The sequence below is a fragment of the Pseudomonas putida genome (assembly GCA_029953615.1).
Taxonomy (GTDB): Bacteria; Pseudomonadota; Gammaproteobacteria; order Pseudomonadales; family Pseudomonadaceae; genus Aquipseudomonas.
Map to the genome: position 1 here is coordinate 3,682,770 of CP124529.1, position 19,555 is coordinate 3,702,324.

22 protein-coding genes and 1 pseudogene are annotated in these 19,555 nt (G+C 63.6%); 17 read left to right on the forward strand and 6 right to left on the reverse strand.

All coding sequences use genetic code 11. The features are described 5' to 3' along the window. Positions 1-44 precede the first annotated feature (44 nt). From cobO to QIY50_16990, 14 genes and pseudogenes are all read left to right on the forward strand, one after another. Positions 45-656, forward strand: a complete 612-nt coding sequence (gene cobO / locus QIY50_16925) for a cob(I)yrinic acid a,c-diamide adenosyltransferase (protein ID WGV19096.1) — start codon at positions 45-47, stop codon at positions 654-656. Then, on the forward strand, positions 653-1,948 hold the full coding sequence (locus QIY50_16930) for a cobyrinate a,c-diamide synthase (GenBank protein WGV19097.1): 1,296 nt from the start codon (positions 653-655) through the stop codon (positions 1,946-1,948). The genes cobO and QIY50_16930 overlap by 4 nt, the downstream gene beginning before the upstream one ends. Beyond that, complete coding sequence (gene bluB, locus QIY50_16935; GenBank protein ID WGV19098.1) at positions 1,945-2,595, forward strand: 5,6-dimethylbenzimidazole synthase; 651 nt, start codon at positions 1,945-1,947, stop codon at positions 2,593-2,595. Before QIY50_16930 ends, bluB begins: the two co-directional genes overlap by 4 nt. After that, positions 2,592-3,501: pseudogene (cbiB, locus tag QIY50_16940) on the forward strand (adenosylcobinamide-phosphate synthase CbiB). The gene bluB and the pseudogene cbiB overlap by 4 nt, the downstream one beginning before the upstream one ends. Further along, positions 3,494-4,486, forward strand: coding sequence for a threonine-phosphate decarboxylase CobD (gene cobD, locus QIY50_16945; protein ID WGV19099.1), 993 nt, complete (start codon positions 3,494-3,496; stop codon positions 4,484-4,486). Before cbiB ends, cobD begins: the two are co-directional and overlap by 8 nt. Continuing rightward, positions 4,483-5,937 (forward strand): cobyric acid synthase, encoded by a 1,455-nt coding sequence (locus tag QIY50_16950; protein WGV19100.1) that lies wholly within the window; start codon positions 4,483-4,485, stop codon positions 5,935-5,937. The genes cobD and QIY50_16950 overlap by 4 nt, the downstream gene beginning before the upstream one ends. Position 5,938: 1 nt before the next feature. Next, positions 5,939-6,460 carry a bifunctional adenosylcobinamide kinase/adenosylcobinamide-phosphate guanylyltransferase gene (gene cobU, locus QIY50_16955; protein WGV19101.1) on the forward strand — a complete coding sequence of 174 codons (522 nt, stop codon included), beginning with the start codon at positions 5,939-5,941 and terminating at the stop codon, positions 6,458-6,460. Continuing rightward, complete coding sequence (gene cobT, locus QIY50_16960) at positions 6,457-7,512, forward strand: nicotinate-nucleotide--dimethylbenzimidazole phosphoribosyltransferase (protein ID WGV19102.1); 1,056 nt, start codon at positions 6,457-6,459, stop codon at positions 7,510-7,512. Before cobU ends, cobT begins: the two co-directional genes overlap by 4 nt. Beyond that, complete coding sequence (gene cobC, locus QIY50_16965; protein ID WGV19103.1) at positions 7,509-8,075, forward strand: alpha-ribazole phosphatase family protein; 567 nt, start codon at positions 7,509-7,511, stop codon at positions 8,073-8,075. Before cobT ends, cobC begins: the two co-directional genes overlap by 4 nt. A gap of 1 nt (position 8,076) precedes the next feature. Beyond that, the gene (locus QIY50_16970; GenBank protein ID WGV19104.1) at positions 8,077-8,799 is read left to right on the forward strand and encodes an adenosylcobinamide-GDP ribazoletransferase; all 723 of its coding nucleotides are present in this window, start codon (positions 8,077-8,079) and stop codon (positions 8,797-8,799) included. Between the two features lie 341 nt (positions 8,800-9,140). Beyond that, a complete protein-coding gene (locus QIY50_16975; GenBank protein WGV23077.1) occupies positions 9,141-10,256 on the forward strand; it encodes a cellulase family glycosylhydrolase in 1,116 nt (371 codons plus the stop codon). A 96-nt stretch (positions 10,257-10,352) separates the two neighbouring features. Beyond that, complete coding sequence (locus QIY50_16980; protein ID WGV19105.1) at positions 10,353-10,757, forward strand: MarR family winged helix-turn-helix transcriptional regulator; 405 nt, start codon at positions 10,353-10,355, stop codon at positions 10,755-10,757. A 71-nt stretch (positions 10,758-10,828) separates the two neighbouring features. Continuing rightward, entirely contained in the window at positions 10,829-12,022 is a 1,194-nt protein-coding gene (locus QIY50_16985; GenBank protein ID WGV23078.1) for an MFS transporter, read from the forward strand. A gap of 165 nt (positions 12,023-12,187) precedes the next feature. Continuing rightward, a complete protein-coding gene (locus QIY50_16990; GenBank protein WGV19106.1) occupies positions 12,188-12,739 on the forward strand; it encodes a glutathione peroxidase in 552 nt (183 codons plus the stop codon). 41 nt (positions 12,740-12,780) lie between these two features. On the opposite strand, the gene QIY50_16995 is transcribed toward QIY50_16990, so the two are convergent. Together QIY50_16995 and QIY50_17000 are read right to left on the reverse strand one after the other, a co-directional pair. Then, positions 12,781-13,665: an IS3 family transposase gene (locus QIY50_16995; protein ID WGV19107.1), complete on the reverse strand. Its 885-nt coding sequence runs from the start codon at positions 13,663-13,665 to the stop codon at positions 12,781-12,783. Further along, positions 13,662-13,955, reverse strand: coding sequence for a transposase (locus QIY50_17000; protein WGV19108.1), 294 nt, complete (start codon positions 13,953-13,955; stop codon positions 13,662-13,664). Before QIY50_17000 ends, QIY50_16995 begins: the two co-directional genes overlap by 4 nt. Before the next feature lie 192 nt (positions 13,956-14,147). Here QIY50_17000 and QIY50_17005 point away from each other — a divergent pair, with 192 nt between their 5' ends. Then, entirely contained in the window at positions 14,148-14,366 is a 219-nt protein-coding gene (locus QIY50_17005) for a hypothetical protein (protein ID WGV19109.1), read from the forward strand. Here QIY50_17005 and QIY50_17010 read toward each other — a convergent pair. After that, the gene (locus tag QIY50_17010) at positions 14,347-14,607 is read right to left on the reverse strand and encodes a DUF2798 domain-containing protein (GenBank protein WGV19110.1); all 261 of its coding nucleotides are present in this window, start codon (positions 14,605-14,607) and stop codon (positions 14,347-14,349) included. The two genes, QIY50_17005 and QIY50_17010, sit on opposite strands and share 20 nt — an antisense overlap. A 114-nt stretch (positions 14,608-14,721) precedes the next feature. Between QIY50_17010 and QIY50_17015 the strand changes: the two genes are divergently transcribed. Then, the gene (locus QIY50_17015) at positions 14,722-15,651 is read left to right on the forward strand and encodes a LysR family transcriptional regulator (protein ID WGV19111.1); all 930 of its coding nucleotides are present in this window, start codon (positions 14,722-14,724) and stop codon (positions 15,649-15,651) included. 42 nt (positions 15,652-15,693) lie between these two features. On the opposite strand, the gene QIY50_17020 is transcribed toward QIY50_17015, so the two are convergent. From QIY50_17020 to QIY50_17030, 3 genes are all read right to left on the reverse strand, one after another. Then, positions 15,694-16,959, reverse strand: a complete 1,266-nt coding sequence (locus tag QIY50_17020; GenBank protein ID WGV19112.1) for an outer membrane protein transport protein — start codon at positions 16,957-16,959, stop codon at positions 15,694-15,696. Between the two features lie 146 nt (positions 16,960-17,105). Beyond that, complete coding sequence (locus tag QIY50_17025; GenBank protein ID WGV19113.1) at positions 17,106-17,588, reverse strand: hypothetical protein; 483 nt, start codon at positions 17,586-17,588, stop codon at positions 17,106-17,108. Positions 17,589-17,837: 249 nt separating this feature from the next. After that, complete coding sequence (locus QIY50_17030; protein ID WGV19114.1) at positions 17,838-18,062, reverse strand: hypothetical protein; 225 nt, start codon at positions 18,060-18,062, stop codon at positions 17,838-17,840. A gap of 951 nt (positions 18,063-19,013) precedes the next feature. Between QIY50_17030 and QIY50_17035 the strand changes: the two genes are divergently transcribed. After that, positions 19,014-19,433 carry an SEL1-like repeat protein gene (locus QIY50_17035; protein WGV19115.1) on the forward strand — a complete coding sequence of 140 codons (420 nt, stop codon included), beginning with the start codon at positions 19,014-19,016 and terminating at the stop codon, positions 19,431-19,433. Positions 19,434-19,555: the final 122 nt, after the last annotated feature.

Below are 19,555 nucleotides of genomic sequence, written 5' to 3' on the forward strand. Positions count from 1 at the left end.
CTGTCGCCGCGCCTTGCCGTGGCGCCAGCCAGCGGAGAACCCTGATGAGCGAACCCACCGAACGCGACGAACGCCACCTGGCGCGCATGCAGCGCAAAAAGGCGATCATCGACGAACGCATCGCCAATTCCCCCAACGAGTGCGGCTTGCTGCTGGTGCTGACAGGCAATGGCAAGGGCAAGAGCAGCTCGGCCTTCGGCATGCTCGCGCGCGCACTGGGCCATGGCATGCAGTGCGGTGTGGTGCAGTTCATCAAGGGCCGCAACAGCACCGGCGAAGAGCTGTTCTTCCGCCGCTTCCCCGAGCAGGTGCGCTACCACGTGATGGGCGAGGGCTTTACCTGGGAAACCCAGGACCGCCAGCGCGATATCGCCGCCGCCGAAGCGGCCTGGGTCGTGTCGCGCCAGTTGCTGCAAGACCCGAGCGTGCATTTCGTGGTGCTCGATGAACTGAACATCGCCCTCAAGCACGGCTACCTTGACCTTGATCAGGTGCTGTCCGATATCCAGGCCCGGCCGCCGATGCAGCATGTGATCGTCACTGGCCGTGCCGCGAAACCCGAGATGATCGAGCTGGCCGACACCGTGACCGAGATGGGCATGCTCAAGCACGCCTTCCAGGCCGGCATCCGTGCACAGAAGGGCGTGGAACTGTGAGCCAGCCCCGTCATTGCCCTGCCGTACTGATCGCGGCACCCGCCTCTGGCCAGGGCAAGACCACCGTAACCGCCGCTCTGGCCCGGCTGCACCGCAACCTCGGGCGCAAGGTACGGGTGTTCAAGTGCGGGCCCGACTTTCTCGACCCGATGATCCTCGAGCGGGCCAGCGGCGCGCCGGTGTACCAGCTCGACCTGTGGATGATCGGCGCCGGGGAAAGCCGCCGCCTGCTGTGGGAAGCAGCCGGCGAGGCCGACCTGATACTGATCGAAGGGGTGATGGGGCTGTTCGATGGCACGCCGTCCAGCGCCGATCTGGCGCGCCACTTCGGCGTGCCGGTACTGGCGGTGATCGACGGCACGGCCATGGCCCAGACCTTCGGCGCGCTGGCCTTGGGCCTGGCACGCTACCAGGCGGACCTGCCGTTTGCCGGTGTGCTGGCCAACCGGGTAGGCAGCCTGCGCCACGCGCAATTGCTGGAAGGCAGCCTGACCGAAGGTCTGCGCTGGTATGGCGGTTTGTCCCGCGAGCGTGGTATCGAGCTGCCTAGCCGCCACCTGGGGCTGGTCCAGGCCAGCGAACTGAACGACCTGGACGCGCGCCTGGATGCCGCTGCCGAGGCGCTTGGCGCCAGTTGCGATGCTGCTTTGCCGCCGCCAGTGAACTTTGCCGAACCCGAACCGCAAGCCAGTGCTGCCTCGTTGACCGGTGTGCGCATCGGCGTGGCGCGGGACGAGGCCTTTGCCTTCACCTATGGCGCCAACCTCGACCTGCTGCGCAACCTGGGCGCGCAGCTTGAGTTTTTCTCGCCGCTGCATGACCACGAATTGCCTGCCGTGGACAGCCTGTACCTGCCGGGCGGTTATCCCGAGCTGCACCACCACGCCCTGGCCGCCAACGCGCCCATGACCGAGGCGATACGTGCCCATCACGCCCAGGGCAAACCGTTGCTGGCAGAGTGCGGAGGTATGCTGTACCTGCTCGATGCCCTGACCGATGTGGCCGGCGAGCGTGCCGAACTGCTCGGCCTGCTGCCCGGCGAAGCAACCATGCAGAAGCGTCTGGCAGCCTTGGCGCTGCAGGCGGTGGAACTGCCGGAAGGCACCCTGCGCGGGCACACCTATCACCATTCGCTGACCAGTACTGCACTGGAGCCGATCGCCCGAGGCCTGAGCCCCAACGGCGGGCGTGGCAACGAAGCGGTGTACCGCCTGGGTCGGCTGACGGCTTCCTATGTGCACTTTTACTTCCCCTCCAACCCGGATGCGGCGGCGGCGCTCTTGCGACCATGAGTGAACACGCCTACAGCGACGCCGAGCGCGCCGCGATCTACCGGGCCATCGGCGAGCGCCGTGACATGCGCCATTTCGCCGGTGGCGAAGTGGCCCCGGAAGTGCTGGGCCGCCTGCTGGCCGCCGCACACCAGGCACCGAGCGTCGGGCTGATGCAGCCCTGGCGTTTTATCCGTATCACCCAACGCGACCTGCGCACGCGCATCCAGGCCTTGGTGGAAGCAGAGCGGGTGCGCACCGCCGAAGCCTTGGGCGAACGCTCCGACGCCTTCATGAAACTGAAGGTGGAAGGCATCAACGACTGCGCCGAACTGCTGGTGGCCGCGCTGATGGACAACCGCGAGCCGCATATCTTCGGCCGCCGCACACTGCCGGAAATGGACCTGGCCTCGCTGGCCTGCGCCATCCAGAACCTGTGGCTGGCGGCCCGTGGCGAAGGCCTGGGCATGGGCTGGGTGTCGCTGTTCGACCCGCAGGCGCTGGCGGCCCTGCTGGGCATGCCGACCGGGGCCAAGCCGGTCGCGGTGTTGTGCCTGGGGCCGGTGACGGAGTTCTACCCGGCCCCGATGCTGGTGCTGGAAAACTGGGCCGAGGAACGGCCCTTGAGCGAAATGCTCTTTGAGAACCAATGGGGAGAGCGCCAATGAGCGTGGCTTTGCTGACCGTGGCCGGCGTGGCCCTGGATGCCTTGCTGGGTGAACCGCAGCGGCGCCACCCGCTGGTGGCCTTCGGCAACATGGCCAGTAACCTCGAGCGCCGCCTGAACGCCGGCGGGCGCGGCTGGCGCAGTCACGGGCGTGAGCGCGTGGTTCCTGGCCGTGGTGCCGCTTACCCTGGTGGCGCTGATCCTGTCCTGGCTGCCGTACATCGGCTGGCTGGTCGACGTGCTGGCACTGTATTGTGCCGTCGGGCTGCGCAGTCTGGGCGAACACGTGTTGCCGGTGGCCAGTGCCTTGCGCCAGGGCGACCTGCAAGAAGCACGGCGCCGTGTGGGCTACCTGGTCAGCCGCGAAACCCGCGAGCTGGACGAACCGGCCGTGGCCCGGGCGGCCACCGAATCGGTGCTGGAGAATGGCAGCGATGCGGTATTCGCCGCGCTGTTCTGGTTCGTGGTGGCCGGCGCGCCAGGCGTGGTGCTGTACCGCCTGAGCAACACCCTGGACGCCATGTGGGGCTACCGCAACGAACGTTTCGAACGCTTTGGCTGGTGCGCGGCGCGCGTCGACGATGTGCTCAACTATATTCCCGCCAGGCTGGTGGCATTGACTTACGCGTTACTGGGCAAGACCCGCCTGGCCCTGGCCTGCTGGCGCAAGCAGGGCCCGCTGTGGGACAGCCCCAATGCCGGGCCGGTGATGGCCGCCGGTGCTGGTGCGTTAGGGGTGGAGCTCGGGGGGCCGGCGGTATACCACGGCGAGTTGCATGAGCGGCCGCGCCTGGGTGACGGGCCAATGGCCGACGCCGATGCCATCGAGCGCGGCTGGGGCCTGGTGCAGCGCGGCGTATGGCTGTGGCTGCTGGTGATCTGCCTGGGGACCTACATCAATGCTTGAACACGGAGGCCGCCTGCTGCGGGCGGTACGGCAATACGGCATCGCCCGCGAGCAATGGCTCGATCTGTCCAGCGGCATTGCGCCATGGCCTTTCCCGATTCCACCGATTCCCATGGAGGCTTGGGCGCGCCTGCCGGAGACGGAGGATGGCCTGGAGGACGCCGCGCGCACGTATTACGGCGCTCGCCAATTGCTGCCGGTGGCCGGTTCCCAGGCTGCGATCCAGGCGTTGCCGCTGTTGCGCGCAGCCGGCCGGGTAGGGGTGCTGACGCCGTGCTATGCCGAGCACCCATACGCCTGGCAACGGGCGGGGCATCAGTTGCTGGAGCTGGACGAAACGCAGGTCGAGGCGACGCTGGACAGCCTCGACGTGCTGGTGCTGGTCAACCCCAACAACCCCACCGGCCGCCGGGTGCCGCGTGAACGCCTGCTGGATTGGCACGCCCGCCTGGCCGCCCGTGGTGGCTGGCTGGTGGTCGACGAAGCGTTCATGGACAACACCCCGGCGGATGGCGTGGTCGATTGTGCCGAGCGCCCGGGGCTGATCGTGCTGCGCTCGTTCGGCAAGTTCTTCGGCCTGGCCGGCGTGCGCCTGGGGTTCGTCGCCGCCGAACGCAGCCTGTTGCTGCGCCTGGCCGAGTTGCTTGGCCCCTGGACCGTCAACGGCCCGACCCGGGTGCTGGCCCAGGCCAGCCTGGCCGACCACGCTGCCCAGCGTGTGCAGGCAGAACGCTGCGCCGCTGCCAGCCAGCGGTTGGAGTTGCTGTTGCGTAGCGTCGGCCTGGCGCCCAGCGGCGGTTGTGATCTGTTCCAGTACGTGCGCAGCGAGCACGCTGCGCTATTACATGACTTTCTCGCCCGCCGAGGCATCCTGGTGCGGCTGTTCGAGCAGCCATCGGCGGTACGCCTGGGGTTGCCAACCTGTGCGGCGGACGAACAGCGCCTGGCCCAGGCTCTGGTGGCCTATCAGAAGGAAACGGCATGACCACCCTCATGGTGCAAGGCACCACCTCCGACGCCGGCAAGAGCACGCTGGTGACCGCACTGTGCCGCTGGCTGTTGCGCCAGGGCGTCGGCGTGGTGCCGTTCAAGCCGCAGAACATGGCGCTGAACAGCGCGGTGACCGCTGACGGCGGTGAAATCGGCCGTGCCCAGGCGGTGCAGGCCCAGGCCTGCCGGCTGCAACCGCACACCGACATGAACCCTGTGCTGCTCAAGCCCAACAGCGACACCGGCGCCCAGGTAATCATCCATGGCCGTGCGGTCACCAGCATGAACGCGGTGGCCTACCACGACTACAAGGCCATCGCCATGCAGGCCGTGCTGGCCTCGCACCAACGCCTGAGCGCCGGGTGGCCGGTGGTCATGGTCGAAGGCGCGGGCTCGCCGGCGGAGATCAACCTGCGTGCCGGTGATATCGCCAACATGGGTTTTGCCGAAGCGGTGGACTGCCCGGTGATCCTGGTTGCCGACATCAATCGAGGTGGCGTGTTCGCCCACTTGGTAGGCACCCTGGAGCTGCTGTCGCCCAGTGAACAGGCGCGGGTGAAGGGCTTTGTCATCAACCGCTTCCGCGGCGATATCGCCTTGCTCCAGCCGGGGCTGGACTGGCTGGAGCAGCGCACCGGCAAGCCAGTGCTGGGTGTGCTGCCGTATGTCACCGACCTGCATCTGGAAGCCGAAGACGGCATCGATATGCGCCAGGGGGCGAAGACCGAACGCGTGCTCAAGGTGATCGTCCCGGTGCTGCCGCGCATCAGCAACCACACCGACTTCGACCCACTGCGCCTGCACCCGCAGGTGGACCTGCAGTTCATCGGCCCGGGCCAGCCGATCCCGGCTGCCGACCTGATCATCCTGCCGGGCTCCAAGAGTGTGCGCGGCGATCTGGCACAACTGCGAGAGCGCGGTTGGGACAAGGCCATCGACCGGCACCTGCGTTATGGCGGCAAGCTGATCGGTATCTGCGGTGGGCTGCAGATGCTGGGCCGCGAAGTGCGTGACCCGCTTGGTCTCGAAGGGGCCGCAGGCTCCAGCCCGGGGCTTGGCCTGTTCGATTACGCCACGGTGCTCGAAGCCGAGAAGCAACTGCGCAACGTTGCCGGCACCCTGAACCTTGAAGCAGTGTCGGTTGCCGGTTACGAAATTCATGCCGGCGTCACCACGGGGCCTGCCCTGGAACAGCCTGCCGTGCAACTTGCCGATGGCCGTTGCGATGGTGCTGTCAGTGCCGATGGCCAGATACTTGCCACCTACCTGCACGGCCTGTTCGAAGGCAGCCAGTCGTGCGCGGCACTGCTGCGCTGGGCTGGCCTGGAGGATGTGCAGGTGATTGATTACGAGGCCCTGCGTGAGCGCGACATAGAGCGCCTGGCCGACCTGGTGGAAAAGCACCTGGACACCGCGCGCCTGCGCCAGCTCTGTGGGGTGGCCTGACATGCGCAACCTGATCCTCGGCGGCGCCCGCTCCGGCAAGAGCCGCCTGGCCGAACAGCTGGCCAGCGACAGTGGCCTGCCGGTGACCTATATCGCCACCAGCCAGCCGCTGGATGGTGAAATGAACGAACGCGTGCTGCTGCACCGCCAGCGGCGCCCTGATGACTGGGGATTGATCGAAGAACCCCTGGCCCTGGCCGCGGTATTGCGCGCTGAAGCGGCCGAAGGGCGCTGCCTGCTGGTGGATTGCCTGACCCTGTGGCTGACCAACCTGCTGATGCTCGAAGACGACCAGCGCCTGGCCGAGGAGCGTGATGCGCTGCTGGCCTGCCTGGAACAGCTGCCGGGCACGGTCATCCTGGTCAGTAACGAAACCGGCCTGGGCGTGGTGCCCATGGGCGAACTGACCCGGCGCTATGTCGACCTGGCTGGCTGGCTGCACCAGGCCGTGGCCGAACGCTGTCAGCGCGTGGTGCTGACCGTGGCCGGCCTGCCCCTAATGCTCAAAGGACCTGCAATATGAACCAAGCCTGGTGGCGTGACGCCTGCCAACCCCTCGACAACGCCGCCATGGATCAGGCCCGCGCCCGTCAGCAGCAGCTGACCAAACCTGCCGGTTCGCTCGGCCAGCTGGAAGGCCTGGCCATTCAGCTGGCTGGCCTGCAGGGGCGTGAGCGGCCAATGCTGGATCACGCCGCAATCAGCATTTTTGCCGGTGACCACGGTGTGGTCGAGGAAGGCATCTCGGCCTACCCGCAAGCGGTGACCGGGCAGATGCTGCGCAACTTCGTCGGCGGTGGCGCGGCGATCAGCGTGCTGGCGCGCCAGCTGGGGGCGAGCCTGGAAGTGGTCGACCTGGGTACCGTCGACCCGCACCTGGAATTGCCTGGCGTTCGCCATCTGCGCCTTGGCGCCGGTACCGCCAACTTCGCCCGCCAGCCGGCGATGACTGAAGGCCAGCTGCAGGCTGCCCTGCAGGCCGGTCGCGAGAGTGCCCTGCGCGCCGCCGAACAGGGCGCGCAGCTGTTCATCGGTGGCGAGATGGGGATTGGTAACACCACGGCCGCCGCCGCACTGGCCAGCGTCTTGCTGGGCTGCCCGCCGGCTGAGTTGAGTGGCCCGGGTACCGGTCTGGACCATGCAGGGGTGCGGCACAAGGCCGAGGTCATCGAGCGGGCGCTGAGCCTGCATGGCCTCGGCGACAAGGAACCCTTGCAGGCGCTGGGCTGTGTCGGTGGTTTCGAAATCGCGGCCCTGGCCGGTGCCTACGTTGGCTGCGCGCAAGCAGGTATCGCGGTGCTGGTGGACGGCTTCATCTGCAGCGTCGCCGCGCTGCTGGCGGTGCGCCTCAACCCACAGTGCCGGGCCTGGCTGCTGTTCGCCCATCAAGGCGCAGAGCCTGGGCACAAAGCCCTGCTCGACGCGTTGCAGGCCGAGCCATTGCTGGCACTGGGGCTGCGCCTGGGCGAGGGCAGTGGGGCTGCCCTGGCCGTGCCGCTGTTGCGCCTGGCCTGTGCGCTGCACGGGCAGATGGCGACCTTCGCCGAGGCAGCAGTAGCGGACCGCCCGGCATGATCCTCGACCTGCTGCGCCATGGTGAAACGGAGCAGGGCGGCCTGCGTGGCAGCCTTGATGATGCCCTGACCGACAAAGGCTGGGCGCAGATGCGTGACGCCGTGGCCGTGGCCGGCCCGTGGGAGGTGCTGGTCAGTTCGCCGTTGCAGCGCTGTGCGCTTTTTGCCGAGGAACTGGGTAAGCAGCTAAGGCTGCCCGTACAGCGTGAAGCGGCATTGCAGGAGCTGCATTTTGGCGACTGGGAGGGCCGTACTGCGGCGCAGATCATGGAGGACCAGGCGGACGCGCTGGGGCGTTTCTGGGCGGACCCATACGCGTTTACACCGCCCAATGGCGAACCGGTCGAGGCGTTCGCCGGGCGTGTGCTGGCCGCTGTCGAGCGCCTGAGCCGTCAGCATGCTGGCAAGCGGGTGCTGCTGATCACCCATGGTGGCGTGATGCGTCTGTTGCTGGCGCGTGCCCGTGGCTTGCCGAGGGCGCAGTTGCTGCAGGTCGAAGTCGGCCACGCCGCGTTGATGCGACTGCTGCCGGGTGACGACGGCCAGTGGGTGGAGGGGCGCTGAGATGTTGCCGTTGTGGATCGCCTTGCAGTTTCTCAGCAGCCTGCCGGTGAGTCTGCCGGGCATGCCGGCGCCGCGCGAGGTGGGGCGTTCGCTGCTGTGGTACCCACTGGTCGGGTTGTTGTTCGGCCTGCTGCTGTGGCTGGCCAGCCATTTCCTGCAGGGCACGCCGGCGCCGCTGCACGCGGCCCTGCTGCTGACGTTGTGGGTGTTGCTCAGTGGCGCCTTGCACCTGGATGGCCTGGCGGATAGCGCCGACGCTTGGCTGGGCGGTTTCGGTGACCGCGAACGCACCCTGCTGATCATGAAAGACCCGCGTAGCGGGCCGATTGCCGTGGTCACCCTGGTGCTGGTGCTGTTGCTGAAGTTTTGCGCCTTGTGGGTGCTGGTCGAGCAGGGCATTGGCGTGCAGTTGCTGTTGGCACCGCTGATCGGGCGGGCGGCGATGCTCGGGCTGTTCCTGAGTACGCCTTATGTGCGACAGGGCGGTTTGGGGCAGGCGCTGGCCGAGCACCTGCCCCGGCGTGCGGCCGGGTGGGTGTTGTTGGGCTGTATGCTTTTCTGCCTGGTCCTGGGTGGATGGACCGTGGTGCTGTCGTTGGCGGTGTTTGCCTGGTTGCGACAACTGATGTTCCGGCGCCTGGGCGGGACTACCGGCGATACCGCTGGTGCGATGCTGGAGTTGCTCGAACTGGCCGTGGTGCTGGGATTGGCGTTGGGCCTCTGAACCTTGCTCTGGACCCTGTAGGAGCGGCCTTGTGTCGCGAAAGGGCTGCAAAGCAGCCCCACGATTTCAGCGTCAGTGCATAAATTGCCGGGGCTGCTTTGCAGCCCTTTCGCGACACAAGGCCGCTCCTACAAATGACCGCGCAAGCAGGATGTTTCTTTAGGTTATTTCTGAGTCTAACGTGCCGGTAAATTCCTGAAAAACTCAACGATAACCGGCATTTTTTCATCGGCGTATGCTTGCCCTACTGCTAACTTTCGAAGAGTGTCGGCACCATGCGTCATGTCATTCTCGCTGCGTTTCTGTTGGCTTTGGGGCCTGCTGCCGTGGCAGCCGATCTCATGGCTTTCTGGAACACCCCCCGCCACGGTGGCAACAGCTTCAACAGGCTGCCACCTGATCAAGCCTACTTCGACGCCTTGAGCGGTTATGGCGCGACCTGGGTGCGGCTGTCCTACGACAAATGGCAGCCGGCAGAACGCGACTTCCTCCTTGGCGATGCCGATGCCTACCAAGGCCTGCCTGCCACCGACCTGGCAACACTGCGAGCCACCCTTGACCGCGCCCATCAGGCCGGCCTCAAGGTGGTGATCGCACCGCTTTCGTTACCCGGCATGCGCTGGTCGCAAAACAATCAGGGCCAGTTCGACGACCGACTCTGGCAGGATAAACGCTACTGGTCGCAGGCTGCGGCGTTCTGGCGGGATCTGGCCCGTGAGCTGAAAGGCCACCCGGCCATCGCTGCCTACAACCTGGTCAACGAACCCGCCCCGGAGAAGCAAGGTGGCCTGGCCGAGCATGCCGACCCTAGGCAAATGCAGCAGTGGTATGCACGGCAGCAGGGCAGTACGCGTGATCTGCCTGCCCTGTATCGGCAGTTGATAGCGGCCATTCGCGAGGAGGACGCGGACACGCCGGTCATGCTCGATGCCGGCTGGTTCGCCGCTGCCGACGCCTTCGGTTACTGGCCGGCACCTCTGGAGGACCAGTGGGTGCTTTACAGCGTGCACATGTACGAGCCCTATGTGGTCACCAGTGCACCGAACATGGCGCGCAAGCGACCCATTGCCTATCCCGGCCCGGCACCGTTCGCGGGGCAAACGCAGCAGTGGGATGGCCAGCGTGTGGCGCAGTACCTGCGCCAGCCGCTGGACTGGGCCGAGGCCATGAAAGTGCCCCGCTCACGCCTGGTGGTGGGCGAGTTCGGCTGCATGCGTAGATTGCCGGGCTGCCGGCAATATCTGGAAGACGTGCTCAGCGTGCTGGATCACCACCGGTTGCACTGGGCCTTCTACAGCTTCCGTGAAGATAACTGGGACGGCATGGACTACGAGCTGGGTTCGGCCAAGGTGCCGTGGCGCTATTGGCAGGCAATCGAGCAGGGCGCTCCAGACCCGCTGGCGCGCAAGGCTACAGCAGAGTTCGAACCGATTCGCAGGCGCTTGAACCCGGGTTAGACGGTAGTGCCTGTCAGTTCAGTAACTGGGGGCCGCAAAGCGGCCCCTGAACGCTTTCTCTTGCAACATGACTGACGCGGGTATATACACGTATCCATGCTGACCAGTGAATGTATCTGCACCCATCTGCGTCGTGCCGCCCGTGGGGTGAGCCGGCATTACGACGAGGCCCTTGCCGGCTTTGGGGTCAATGTCGCCCAGTTTTCCCTGTTGCGTCATCTGCAACGGCTCGACCGGCCCAGTATCACTACCCTGGCAGAGGCCATGGGCCTGGAACGCAGTACCCTGGGCCGCAACCTGCGGGTGCTGGAGTCTGAAGGGCTGGTGGCCTTGGTCGATGGCGATGACCAGCGTAACCGCGTGGTGCTGCTGACCGAGGCCGGTACCCAGCTGTTGCGTGCGGCCCACCCGGCCTGGGAACAGGCACAGGCCGAGCTGGTGGAGCGGCTGGGGGCAGGGCAGCGGGATGAACTGGTGCGTTTGCTGAACCAACTGGCTTGAATTGATACGACTATAAGCGGGTATATACCCGTAAACCTTGCGATGTGCTGGAGATAACGACAATGACTTCGGTGTGGCGAACCAGCGGGTGGGTGTTGATGGGGGCAGCGTTGATTCTGGCGCTATCCTTGGGTGTGCGGCATGGCTTCGGCCTGTTCCTGGCTCCGATGAGCGCCGACTTCGGCTGGGGGCGTGAGGTATTCGCTTTCGCCATTGCCTTGCAGAACCTGATCTGGGGGCTGGCGCAACCGTTCGCCGGCGCCCTGGCCGACCGCCTGGGCGCGGCACGGGTTGTGATCATTGGCGGCATTCTCTACGCTGCCGGGTTGGTGCTGATGGGCATGGCCGACTCGGCCTGGTCATTGTCGCTGAGCGCCGGCTTGCTGATTGGCATCGGTCTGTCCGGCACCTCTTTCTCGGTCATCCTCGGCGTGGTCGGGCGTGCGGTGCCGGCGGAGAAACGCAGCATGGCCATGGGCATTGCCAGCGCTGCCGGTTCTTTCGGCCAGTTCGCCATGTTGCCGGGCACCCTCGGCCTGATCCAGTGGCTAGGCTGGTCCGCGGCATTGCTGGTGCTGGGTCTGATGGTGGCGCTGATCGTGCCCTTCGTCGGCCTGCTGCGCGACCGCCCGCTGCCCACACATGGTGCTGAACAGACCTTGGGCCAGGCCCTGCGTGAGGCGTGCTCGCACTCCGGTTTCTGGTTGTTGGCGCTGGGCTTCTTCGTTTGTGGTTTCCAGGTGGTGTTCATTGGCGTGCACCTGCCGGCCTACCTGGTCGACCAGCACCTGGCCGCGACCACCGGCACCACGGTGCTGGCGCTGGTCGGCCTGTTCAATATCGTCGGTACCTTCACCGCCGGCTGGCTGGGCGGACGCATGTCCAAGCCGCGACTGCTGACTGGGTTGTACCTGTTGCGTGCGGTAGTGATCGTGCTGTTCCTCTGGGCGCCGGTGACCGAATTCAGTGCTTATCTGTTCGGTATCGCCATGGGCCTGCTCTGGCTGTCCACGGTGCCACTGACCAATGGCACCGTGGCTACGGTGTTCGGTGTGCGCAACTTGTCCATGCTTGGCGGTATCGTCTTCCTGTTCCACCAGCTGGGCGCTTTCCTGGGCGGCTGGTTGGGCGGGGTAGTGTATGACCGCACCGGCAGCTACGACCTGATCTGGCAGGTTTCCATCCTGCTGAGTCTGCTGGCCGCCGCCCTCAACTGGCCCGTGCGCGAACGCCCGGTTGCCCGCCTGCAGGCCCAGGCGGCATGAACCGCTACCTGGCTCGGGGGCTACTGGTCGTCGTTGCCCTATTGCTGCTGGCGCTGGCGTGGTGGGGCTGGCACAGGGGCGGGATGGCGTTGATGCAACTGGGCATGAGTGTTTGTTAGGCGCTACCCTGCAAGTTCAAGGATTGTCTTGCGGGAGAAACGAGTCATGCGTGCACATTGGTTGACGATGCCGGTGCTGGCCCTGCTTGCCAGCGCCTCGAGCTGGGCTGCCGATTGCCCGGCGTTGTTGCAGGGTAGCCTGCCGGAGCTGCGTGGCAAGGGGCAGGTTGACCTGTGCGAGCGCTTTGCCGGCAAGCCGCTGGTGGTGGTCAACACGGCCAGTTACTGCGGTTTCGCGCCCCAGTTCGAGGGGCTTGAGGCGACATACAAGGAATATCACGAGCAAGGCCTGGAAATGCTTGGTGTGCCGTCCAATGACTTCAAACAGGAGGATGCCGACAGCGAGAAGACGGCCAAGGTCTGTTATGCCAACTATGGTGTCACTTTCACCATGACCAAGACACAGGCGGTTCGGGGCGCGGATGCGATTCCGCTATTCGCAGAACTGGCCAGCCAGAGCAGTGCGCCGAAGTGGAATTTCTACAAGTATGTGGTAGACCGCAAGGGCAAGGTGATTGGCAACTTCTCCAGCCTGACCAAGCCGGATGATCCAGCGTTCCGGGCAGCCATCGAAAAGGCCATTGCCTCCCAGCCATAACCTGGCTGCTCTTGCTCTTGCTCTTGCTTCGGCTTTTGCTTCTAAGCGCGCGATAGTTCAGGCGCCGCCGATTGCGACTTCAGGAGGCCGAGCGAAGGGACTGCGGAGGGAGGTGACGGGCATGGATGCCCGTCAAGCGCTGAGGCCCCATGGATGGGGCCTGCAGCGCGTACTCCCGGGAGCAGGCCCGTAGCGAGGGGACCCCGGAGCGCAGCGTAGGGGCCGGATGATGGGAGCCGATGGTTTTTGGTTCCTTTTTGCCACGACAAAAAGGGACCCGCCGTAAGGGCGGAAAGGTGATTAAGCGCCACCTTGAAACGAAATTTACTGCTCGCGTACTGGCGCCCTTGGTCGGAATGGAAAATCGCTCCGCAGACGCCCAAACAGGCGTTCCAGGCGTTCACGAAAGCGCGCTCGACCAAGTCGTCAGGCATCCTGTCCGCCAGGCTATAACCCAGCACCTGGCGCGTTTGGATGCTCAGTACGACTGCCAGATAAAGCCAACCCTCTTTCGTAGCGATGTAAGTGATATCGCTGACCCAGGCTAGGGCGGGGTTTTGAACGGAGAACTGACGATCCAATAAATTGCTCGCCACTGGCAGCGCATGGTGACTGTCGGTGGTGCACGGTCTGAAACCGCCCTTGGATCGGCCCTGTATGTGTTCTTCATGCATCAGCCGGTCAATGCGCTTATGGCCTACAGCGTGGGCCTGTTGCCGTAGCGCCTCGACCAGCCGCGGTCGACCGTAGGTCTTGCGGCTAGCCGCATAAGCCTTGTGCAGATCGATGCGGATCTGCGCATCCGGATCCGGGCGCCCCTGGCGGTGCTGATAATCGTAAAATCCTGAAACCGAAACCCCCATTACCCGGCACAACAGACGCACCGGGAACTGAGCCCGTTCTTCAGCGACGAAGGCGTATCTCACCTGGACTCTTTGGCAAAGAATACCGCCGCCTTTTTTAGGATTTCACGCTCCAGTTTCAGCTCAGCGTTCTCGGCTCGCAATCGCGCTAACTCGCTGTCTTCTTTGGTAATGGCTCGACGGTCAGGAGAGCTCAGCGGTAGACCACTGCGAGAAGCGTTGACCCAGTTGTCCAACGTTTTCACAGACATTTCCAGCTGGCGAGCAGCTTCCGTCCTGCCGAGCGTTTCGGCGAGCGCAACGGCCTGAATCTTGAACTCATCGGTGTAGTTGCGGCGAGTGGTTGGGTACATGGCAACCTCCAAGATAGCGATGTAAGTATCGCTTCTTGGCGTCCGTTGTCACGGGGCAGGCCCACCAAAAAACGCTGCGCTCCCATCATCCGGCCCCTACGCTGCGCTCCGGGGTTCCCTCGCGCCGGTCTTGCTCCCGGGAGTACGCGCTGCAGGCCCCATCCATGGGGCCTCAGCGCTTGACGGGCATCCATGCCCGTCACCTCCCTCCGCAAGACCTCTGCTCGGCCTCCTGAAGTCGCGAAGATCAAGATCAAGATCAAGATCAAGATCAAGATCAAGATCAAGATCAAGATCAAGATCAAGATCAAGATCAAGATCAAGATCAAGGTCAAGGTCAAGATCAAGATCAAGAGCCAAAGCGGGGGACTTGCCTGGGTTTCGGGTTACTTCACTTTGCATGCACCGTAATCGCCACCAACCGCACTACAACCGGCCTGACCATCAACACACATACGAACGCCACAGGCATCGCCAACTGGTACGCCTTCAGCACATTACCGAGATATTCGGGGTTGACCCCCGCATTCGCTGCCGTGATCACGAAACACATCAACAGCGCCATGATCGACGACATGTAGAAAGCAAAAACGTAGGGCGTGGCCCCCGGGTGCAATTTCCGTCGGCTGCGCGCCTGGGACAAGTTGCTCATGCGAACTCCTGGAAGGTGAGTAAAGGCGCAGGTTAGCAACGCACCGGGCAGTAGCTGTAGACCAGCCGTACTGAGTTCTTTATAAAGAGATTCTTACGAATCCAAGGGCTCGGCATGGACCTGCTCAATGCCATTCGCAGTTTCATCAAGGTAGTCGAAGCCGGCAGCATCGCCGCCGGTGCCCGCAACCTGGGCCTGAGCCCGGCCGCTGTCAGCCAGAACCTGGCACGCCTGGAAGGCCACTTGCAGGTTCGCCTGCTCAGCCGCACTACCCGCAGTATGGCGCTGACACCCGCCGGTACCCAGTATTACGAACGCGTCAGGCACATCGAGCGCGACCTGGCCCTGGCCGAACAGGCCGTCACCACACCCGACAGTGAACCCCAGGGGCGGCTGTGCATTGCCTCGACGTCCGCCTTCGGTCGCCACGTCCTGGCACCCTTGATACCCGCCTTCAGTGCTCGCTACCCACTGCTTTCGATAGAGTTGGTAACGACTGATCGCCGAGTCAACCATGCGCGGGAAGATGTGGATGTGAGCCTGCGCATTACCCCGCAACTGGAAGACCAATTGCTGGCCCGGCACATCGCCCGTATCCCGTTCATTTGCTGTGCTTCGCCCGGTTACCTGCAAAGCGCCGGCGTACCGGCCACGCCCGAAGCCTTGCGTGACCACCGTTGCCTGGTGTTCCGCTACCCGGTGGATGGGCGCTTCCTGCGTTGGGGGTTCGTGCGCGACGGGCTGCGGTTCGAGGCAGAGTTCGGCAGTGTCCTGATCAGCGACGACATCGATGCCCTGACCCAGATGGCACTGCACGATGGCGGCATCACCCGCCTGGCCGAGTTCATCGTGCGGCCGCACCTGGCCGCTGGAGCGCTGGTACCGTTGTTCGAATACAGCGATGACGGCCAGGCCTATGCCCAGACCGAACCGATGGATATCTACCTGTGCCTGGCCGACCGCTTCGCCATGACCGCTAAAGTGCGTGTGTTCATGGACTACCTGCGCGAATGCCTGGGCGACAGCTGGCAGGTACAGGCCTGAAAAAACCGCCACGAGGGCGGTTTTTCAGGTAACGCGTACGTCTCAGAAACGGTAGGTGAGGGATGCACCGATACCGTGAGCGCTGTTCTCGTACTTGGTCTGGTAGGTGCCTTTGGTAGCGCTGGCCAGATTGACCTTGACGTCTTCTTCCCACAGGTAGGAGTAAGCGACGTCGATGGTCATGTCGTCGTTCGGGCTCCAGCCTGCACCCAGGCTGAAAATCCGGCGGTCGCCGGTCGGGATACGCGGCGAGCGGTCATGGTTGTTGGTTGGCGACTGGTCGACAGTGAAACCTGTACGCAGCACCCACTCCTTGTTGACCTTGTACGATGCACCAATGGCGTGAGCCCAGGTGTCATGCCAGTTCTGCTCTTCGGTAATGGTCTGGAACGCCGAACCTGCCAGTGGCGCCGGAACATCGTTTTGCACGGTGATATTTTCCAGGCGGCTCCAGCGCGTCCAGGTACTGCCTGCGTACAGGGTCCACTGGTCGTCCAGCTCGTGCGTGACCGAGAGGTCTACCGATTCCGGCGTCTTGATTTTCAGCGTGGCATCGAACTTGTTGCCGTTGAACGGCCCGATCAGCGGCGTGCTGACGCGGGTCTTGCCCTCGAGCTTGTAGTCGACCATCGAGTGGTAGGTCAGGCCGACACGGGTACGGTCGGTCGCCTGCACCAAGATACCGATGTTGTAACCAACGGCGGTATCGTCACCCTTGATCTTCACTTCGCCGTCATTGCGGCCTGGGGTGAACGGGTTGATCAGGTTCGAACCCAGTTCCCCTTCGATGCGGTTGATGGTCGGACCAAAACCGATCGAAACCTTGTCGTTGAAGGCATAGCTGACAGTCGGCTGGAACGTCACAACCTGTACGTGGCTCTTTTTGCCCCAGTAACGTGCGGCGTCATCGCTGCCGTAGTCGGTTACCAGGCCGAAAGGTACATAGACACCGAAGCCGACGCTCCAGTGGTCGTCGATCGGCTTGACGTAATAACCCATGGGTACGCCAACTACAGGCACCATGTCACCATCGGTTTCCCCCCCGAGATTGCTGCCCGGGCCCGAGATGTCGGTCTTGGCGATGACGGCTGCGCCGCCCACGGTGAACTGTTCGCGCTTGAGGCGGGACATGCCGGCCGGGTTGCCAAAGACGGTGCTGGCATCTTCGGCAGAGGAAGAACGTCCCGCGAAACCTGTCCCCATGCTGCTGATGCTCTGTTCGTTCAGCGCGAAGCCGCTGGCAAGCAGTTGGCTGGAAGCAAGTGCAACGGCTACGCCGAGGGAGGCTTTGAGCATTACTTTTTTCATTATTAGAAACTCCTTGGGATCTCCGGGGCGAAAAGCTACCAACAATTCACGCGCCGCGCTATAGCCGCAATCGCCGGAGATAGAGCGGTTTTGTAGGACAATCCGACCAAAATTCCCTTTTTTCCGGGTACTTTGTAGGGCACGTCTTAAGATGCCTGCGGCAATCTCTGATCTATGCAGGTATGCCAGGCGTGGGTGAAGTCGCGCAGGCGACCCTGGGGGTTGAAAATCTGCCGCCAGATCCGTGCCAGCGCGAGCAGATCGTCAGCAGCAGGCAATGGCGTGGCCTGCTCTTCGACGAGCATCCAGGCGATGGCTGTGGAGTAGCGCAGGTTGACGGCGAGTTCCAGATGAGGCCCGCCCAGGAAGGCGTGTTGGCTGGCCAGGCCGCGGACCAGGCTGGCCAGGTCGGGATCACGGGCGAGGTAGTCGTCCCAGATCGCCTGGTGGCGGTGTTCGCCGATGCGGTACAGGCCATGCCCTCGGCGGTCGTGCAGGGCCGACCCCAAGGCCGACTGGCTGGCGGCGATGCCCAGCAACAAGGCTTCGGCGCTGGCGCAGTGACGGTTCAGGTAGACCAGGGTGGGTCGTATCACATACTGACACAATTCATTCGCCGCGATACCCATGATGCCCTCGAGCAGGTAAGGGCCGGACGGGCGCTGGAGCTTGGCAGCTGGTGAATGATCAGGCCCGCCGGAAGCGGTAAGCACCGCTCGAGTTGAAGTGTAGTGTGATAATCGTGGTGTAAAGGGCTGTTTTTAAATCGATTACTGCCTGAGGTGCCGGGCTATATGCCTTAAGGCAATTACGCACGGAACGTTCAGGCAGACTTGCGATGGGATGATTCAGCGCTTGAATACCGCGGTATTCGCCGCTCACGCAGTGAGCGACTGGCGGGTGCGGGCGATGACCGCCTGCAACGGTTCGCTGCGGCTGTACTGTTCGGGGTACAGGCGCTCGCTGTGGCAGGCGACGCCGTGTTCGTCTACCAGGGTGAAACTGAAGCTCCCCTTGCGAGGGGCAACGATAAGGCACTTCAGCGGCGAGAAGGCCTGGGAGAGGGTGCCAATGGCAGCCTGAATCTGATGATGGGTTTGCATATTGTTGGAGGTTCCTGCTTTAAACACGGGGGTTATGATCCGTGCATGATAGAAACGTTCCAGTGACGCCTTTATTAAGGGACGAACGAACCTGACTGGAACAGGGCAGCCAGAGGGAGCGCAATCAAAGGTGGGCGCGTGGGCTGACTGGTAGGTACTTCAGAAGGCAGGCAGCACATCGGGGGCCAAGGTTCTAGGCCGTCGGGGTGGGATCCTGATCAATCTGTCACGTGATTCGTGCTTGAACAGCGCAAGGCTGGCGAGTGAATCATCGAATAGGCCGGTCCTGGTTCCAGCAGCACCACTCTTGGGAGGAGGGACTGCAAGGACGCTTGAGGCCAGAATTGACTTTCAGCTTGGTACTAACGAGGCGCACCTTACCGGAAAAAAAGGCGCTTGGCAAGCCTTTGATGTTGTTCAGATCAGCCGAACAGTATGGCGCGTATTTGCCCGACTGGGAAGAGGGGTGGAAAGGGCCGCAACCGGCCTTATGTACCGATTCAGTGCACTCAAATGAAGGTTCAGGGTGCACTTGTTCACATTTCGGGCAGCGCTTGTAACTGCTCGGCAACACGCCCCGGCAGCCTCGCCAATGCCTTGACTGGGCGGTTAAGTCAATGAAAAAAAACACTATTTTCAGCTGGTGAAAAAATCGTCAGTTTGACCGAAAGCCCCAATTCACGGCGGGTTTGCGGGGTATGAGAGGGGGTTGTCCACCGAGTTATCCACAGGAACTGTGGATTGTCCCGTGCGCTTGCTCTAGGACGGGCGTGCCAGCAATACGGCGAACTGTCCGACAATCGACATGCTCGGAGAGACCGGTTGGTCATCCACCTGAAAACGTCAAGAAAAGATCGTTGAAAATTTTTTCAATCCGCCAGAAATCGAAAGGCCAGGGCGCTAAAAAAAGGGTAGAGTGGCGCGCCTTTCGAGTTGCCAAACCTGTTGCCCATGAAGTTTCGCGGTAAACACCTCGCCAGCCCCACTGCATCGACGCCTGCGCCTCCCCCCGAACGTTTCTCCCTGAAAGTGGCCTTGTGGCTGCTCGACAACCCGCGCCTCGGTGACAAGCCGCAGGTCAAGCACCTGGCCGGGCACCTGTTGAAGCAGCCGGCGCGCCAGGGCGTGGTCGTGGCGCAAAGCCGCCTGGGCCAGATGTTGTGCCGCGATTGCGGCAATGCCCGTGACCGGCGCATTGGCCATGAACTGCTGCGCCAGGCCGCCCGCGCCGGTGATCGGCGAGCGCAGCTGGAGTATGCGCGGCTATGCCAGCACAACGCGCCGGAGCAGGCGCGGTACTGGCTGGAGCTAGCGGCGGGGCAGGGGTCGCAGGAGGCACGGCGGCTTCTGAGGCAGTGGTTTCCTGCCTGAGTATGTTGCCTGTACGGGCCCTTTCGCGGGCACAGGCAACACGTCGCTTTGGCTGATAAGCTGCACCGCAATCATCAGGATCATTCGGGGTAAGCATGACAGTGGATCTGGCCAGCATTCTG

Excerpts from the sequence above, each read along its gene's own strand:
- cobO (WGV19096.1), top strand. The coding sequence starts at position 45 with ATGAGCGAACCCACCGAACGCGACGAACGCCACCTGGCGCGCATGCAG.
- bluB (WGV19098.1), top strand. The coding sequence starts at position 1,945 with ATGAGTGAACACGCCTACAGCGACGCCGAGCGCGCCGCGATCTACCGG.
- cobD (WGV19099.1), top strand. The coding sequence starts at position 3,494 with ATGCTTGAACACGGAGGCCGCCTGCTGCGGGCGGTACGGCAATACGGC.
- QIY50_16950 (WGV19100.1), top strand. The coding sequence starts at position 4,483 with ATGACCACCCTCATGGTGCAAGGCACCACCTCCGACGCCGGCAAGAGC.
- cobU (WGV19101.1), top strand. The coding sequence starts at position 5,939 with ATGCGCAACCTGATCCTCGGCGGCGCCCGCTCCGGCAAGAGCCGCCTG.
- cobT (WGV19102.1), top strand. The coding sequence starts at position 6,457 with ATGAACCAAGCCTGGTGGCGTGACGCCTGCCAACCCCTCGACAACGCC.
- cobC (WGV19103.1), top strand. The coding sequence starts at position 7,509 with ATGATCCTCGACCTGCTGCGCCATGGTGAAACGGAGCAGGGCGGCCTG.
- QIY50_16970 (WGV19104.1), top strand. The coding sequence starts at position 8,077 with ATGTTGCCGTTGTGGATCGCCTTGCAGTTTCTCAGCAGCCTGCCGGTG.
- QIY50_16975 (WGV23077.1), top strand. The coding sequence starts at position 9,141 with ATGGCTTTCTGGAACACCCCCCGCCACGGTGGCAACAGCTTCAACAGG.
- QIY50_16980 (WGV19105.1), top strand. The coding sequence starts at position 10,353 with ATGCTGACCAGTGAATGTATCTGCACCCATCTGCGTCGTGCCGCCCGT.
- QIY50_16990 (WGV19106.1), top strand. The coding sequence starts at position 12,188 with ATGCGTGCACATTGGTTGACGATGCCGGTGCTGGCCCTGCTTGCCAGC.
- QIY50_17000 (WGV19108.1), bottom strand. The coding sequence starts at position 13,955 with ATGTACCCAACCACTCGCCGCAACTACACCGATGAGTTCAAGATTCAG.
- QIY50_17005 (WGV19109.1), top strand. The coding sequence starts at position 14,148 with ATGCCCGTCACCTCCCTCCGCAAGACCTCTGCTCGGCCTCCTGAAGTC.
- QIY50_17010 (WGV19110.1), bottom strand. The coding sequence starts at position 14,607 with ATGAGCAACTTGTCCCAGGCGCGCAGCCGACGGAAATTGCACCCGGGG.
- QIY50_17015 (WGV19111.1), top strand. The coding sequence starts at position 14,722 with ATGGACCTGCTCAATGCCATTCGCAGTTTCATCAAGGTAGTCGAAGCC.
- QIY50_17020 (WGV19112.1), bottom strand. The coding sequence starts at position 16,959 with ATGAAAAAAGTAATGCTCAAAGCCTCCCTCGGCGTAGCCGTTGCACTT.
- QIY50_17025 (WGV19113.1), bottom strand. The coding sequence starts at position 17,588 with ATGGGTATCGCGGCGAATGAATTGTGTCAGTATGTGATACGACCCACC.
- QIY50_17030 (WGV19114.1), bottom strand. The coding sequence starts at position 18,062 with ATGCAAACCCATCATCAGATTCAGGCTGCCATTGGCACCCTCTCCCAG.
- QIY50_17035 (WGV19115.1), top strand. The coding sequence starts at position 19,014 with ATGAAGTTTCGCGGTAAACACCTCGCCAGCCCCACTGCATCGACGCCT.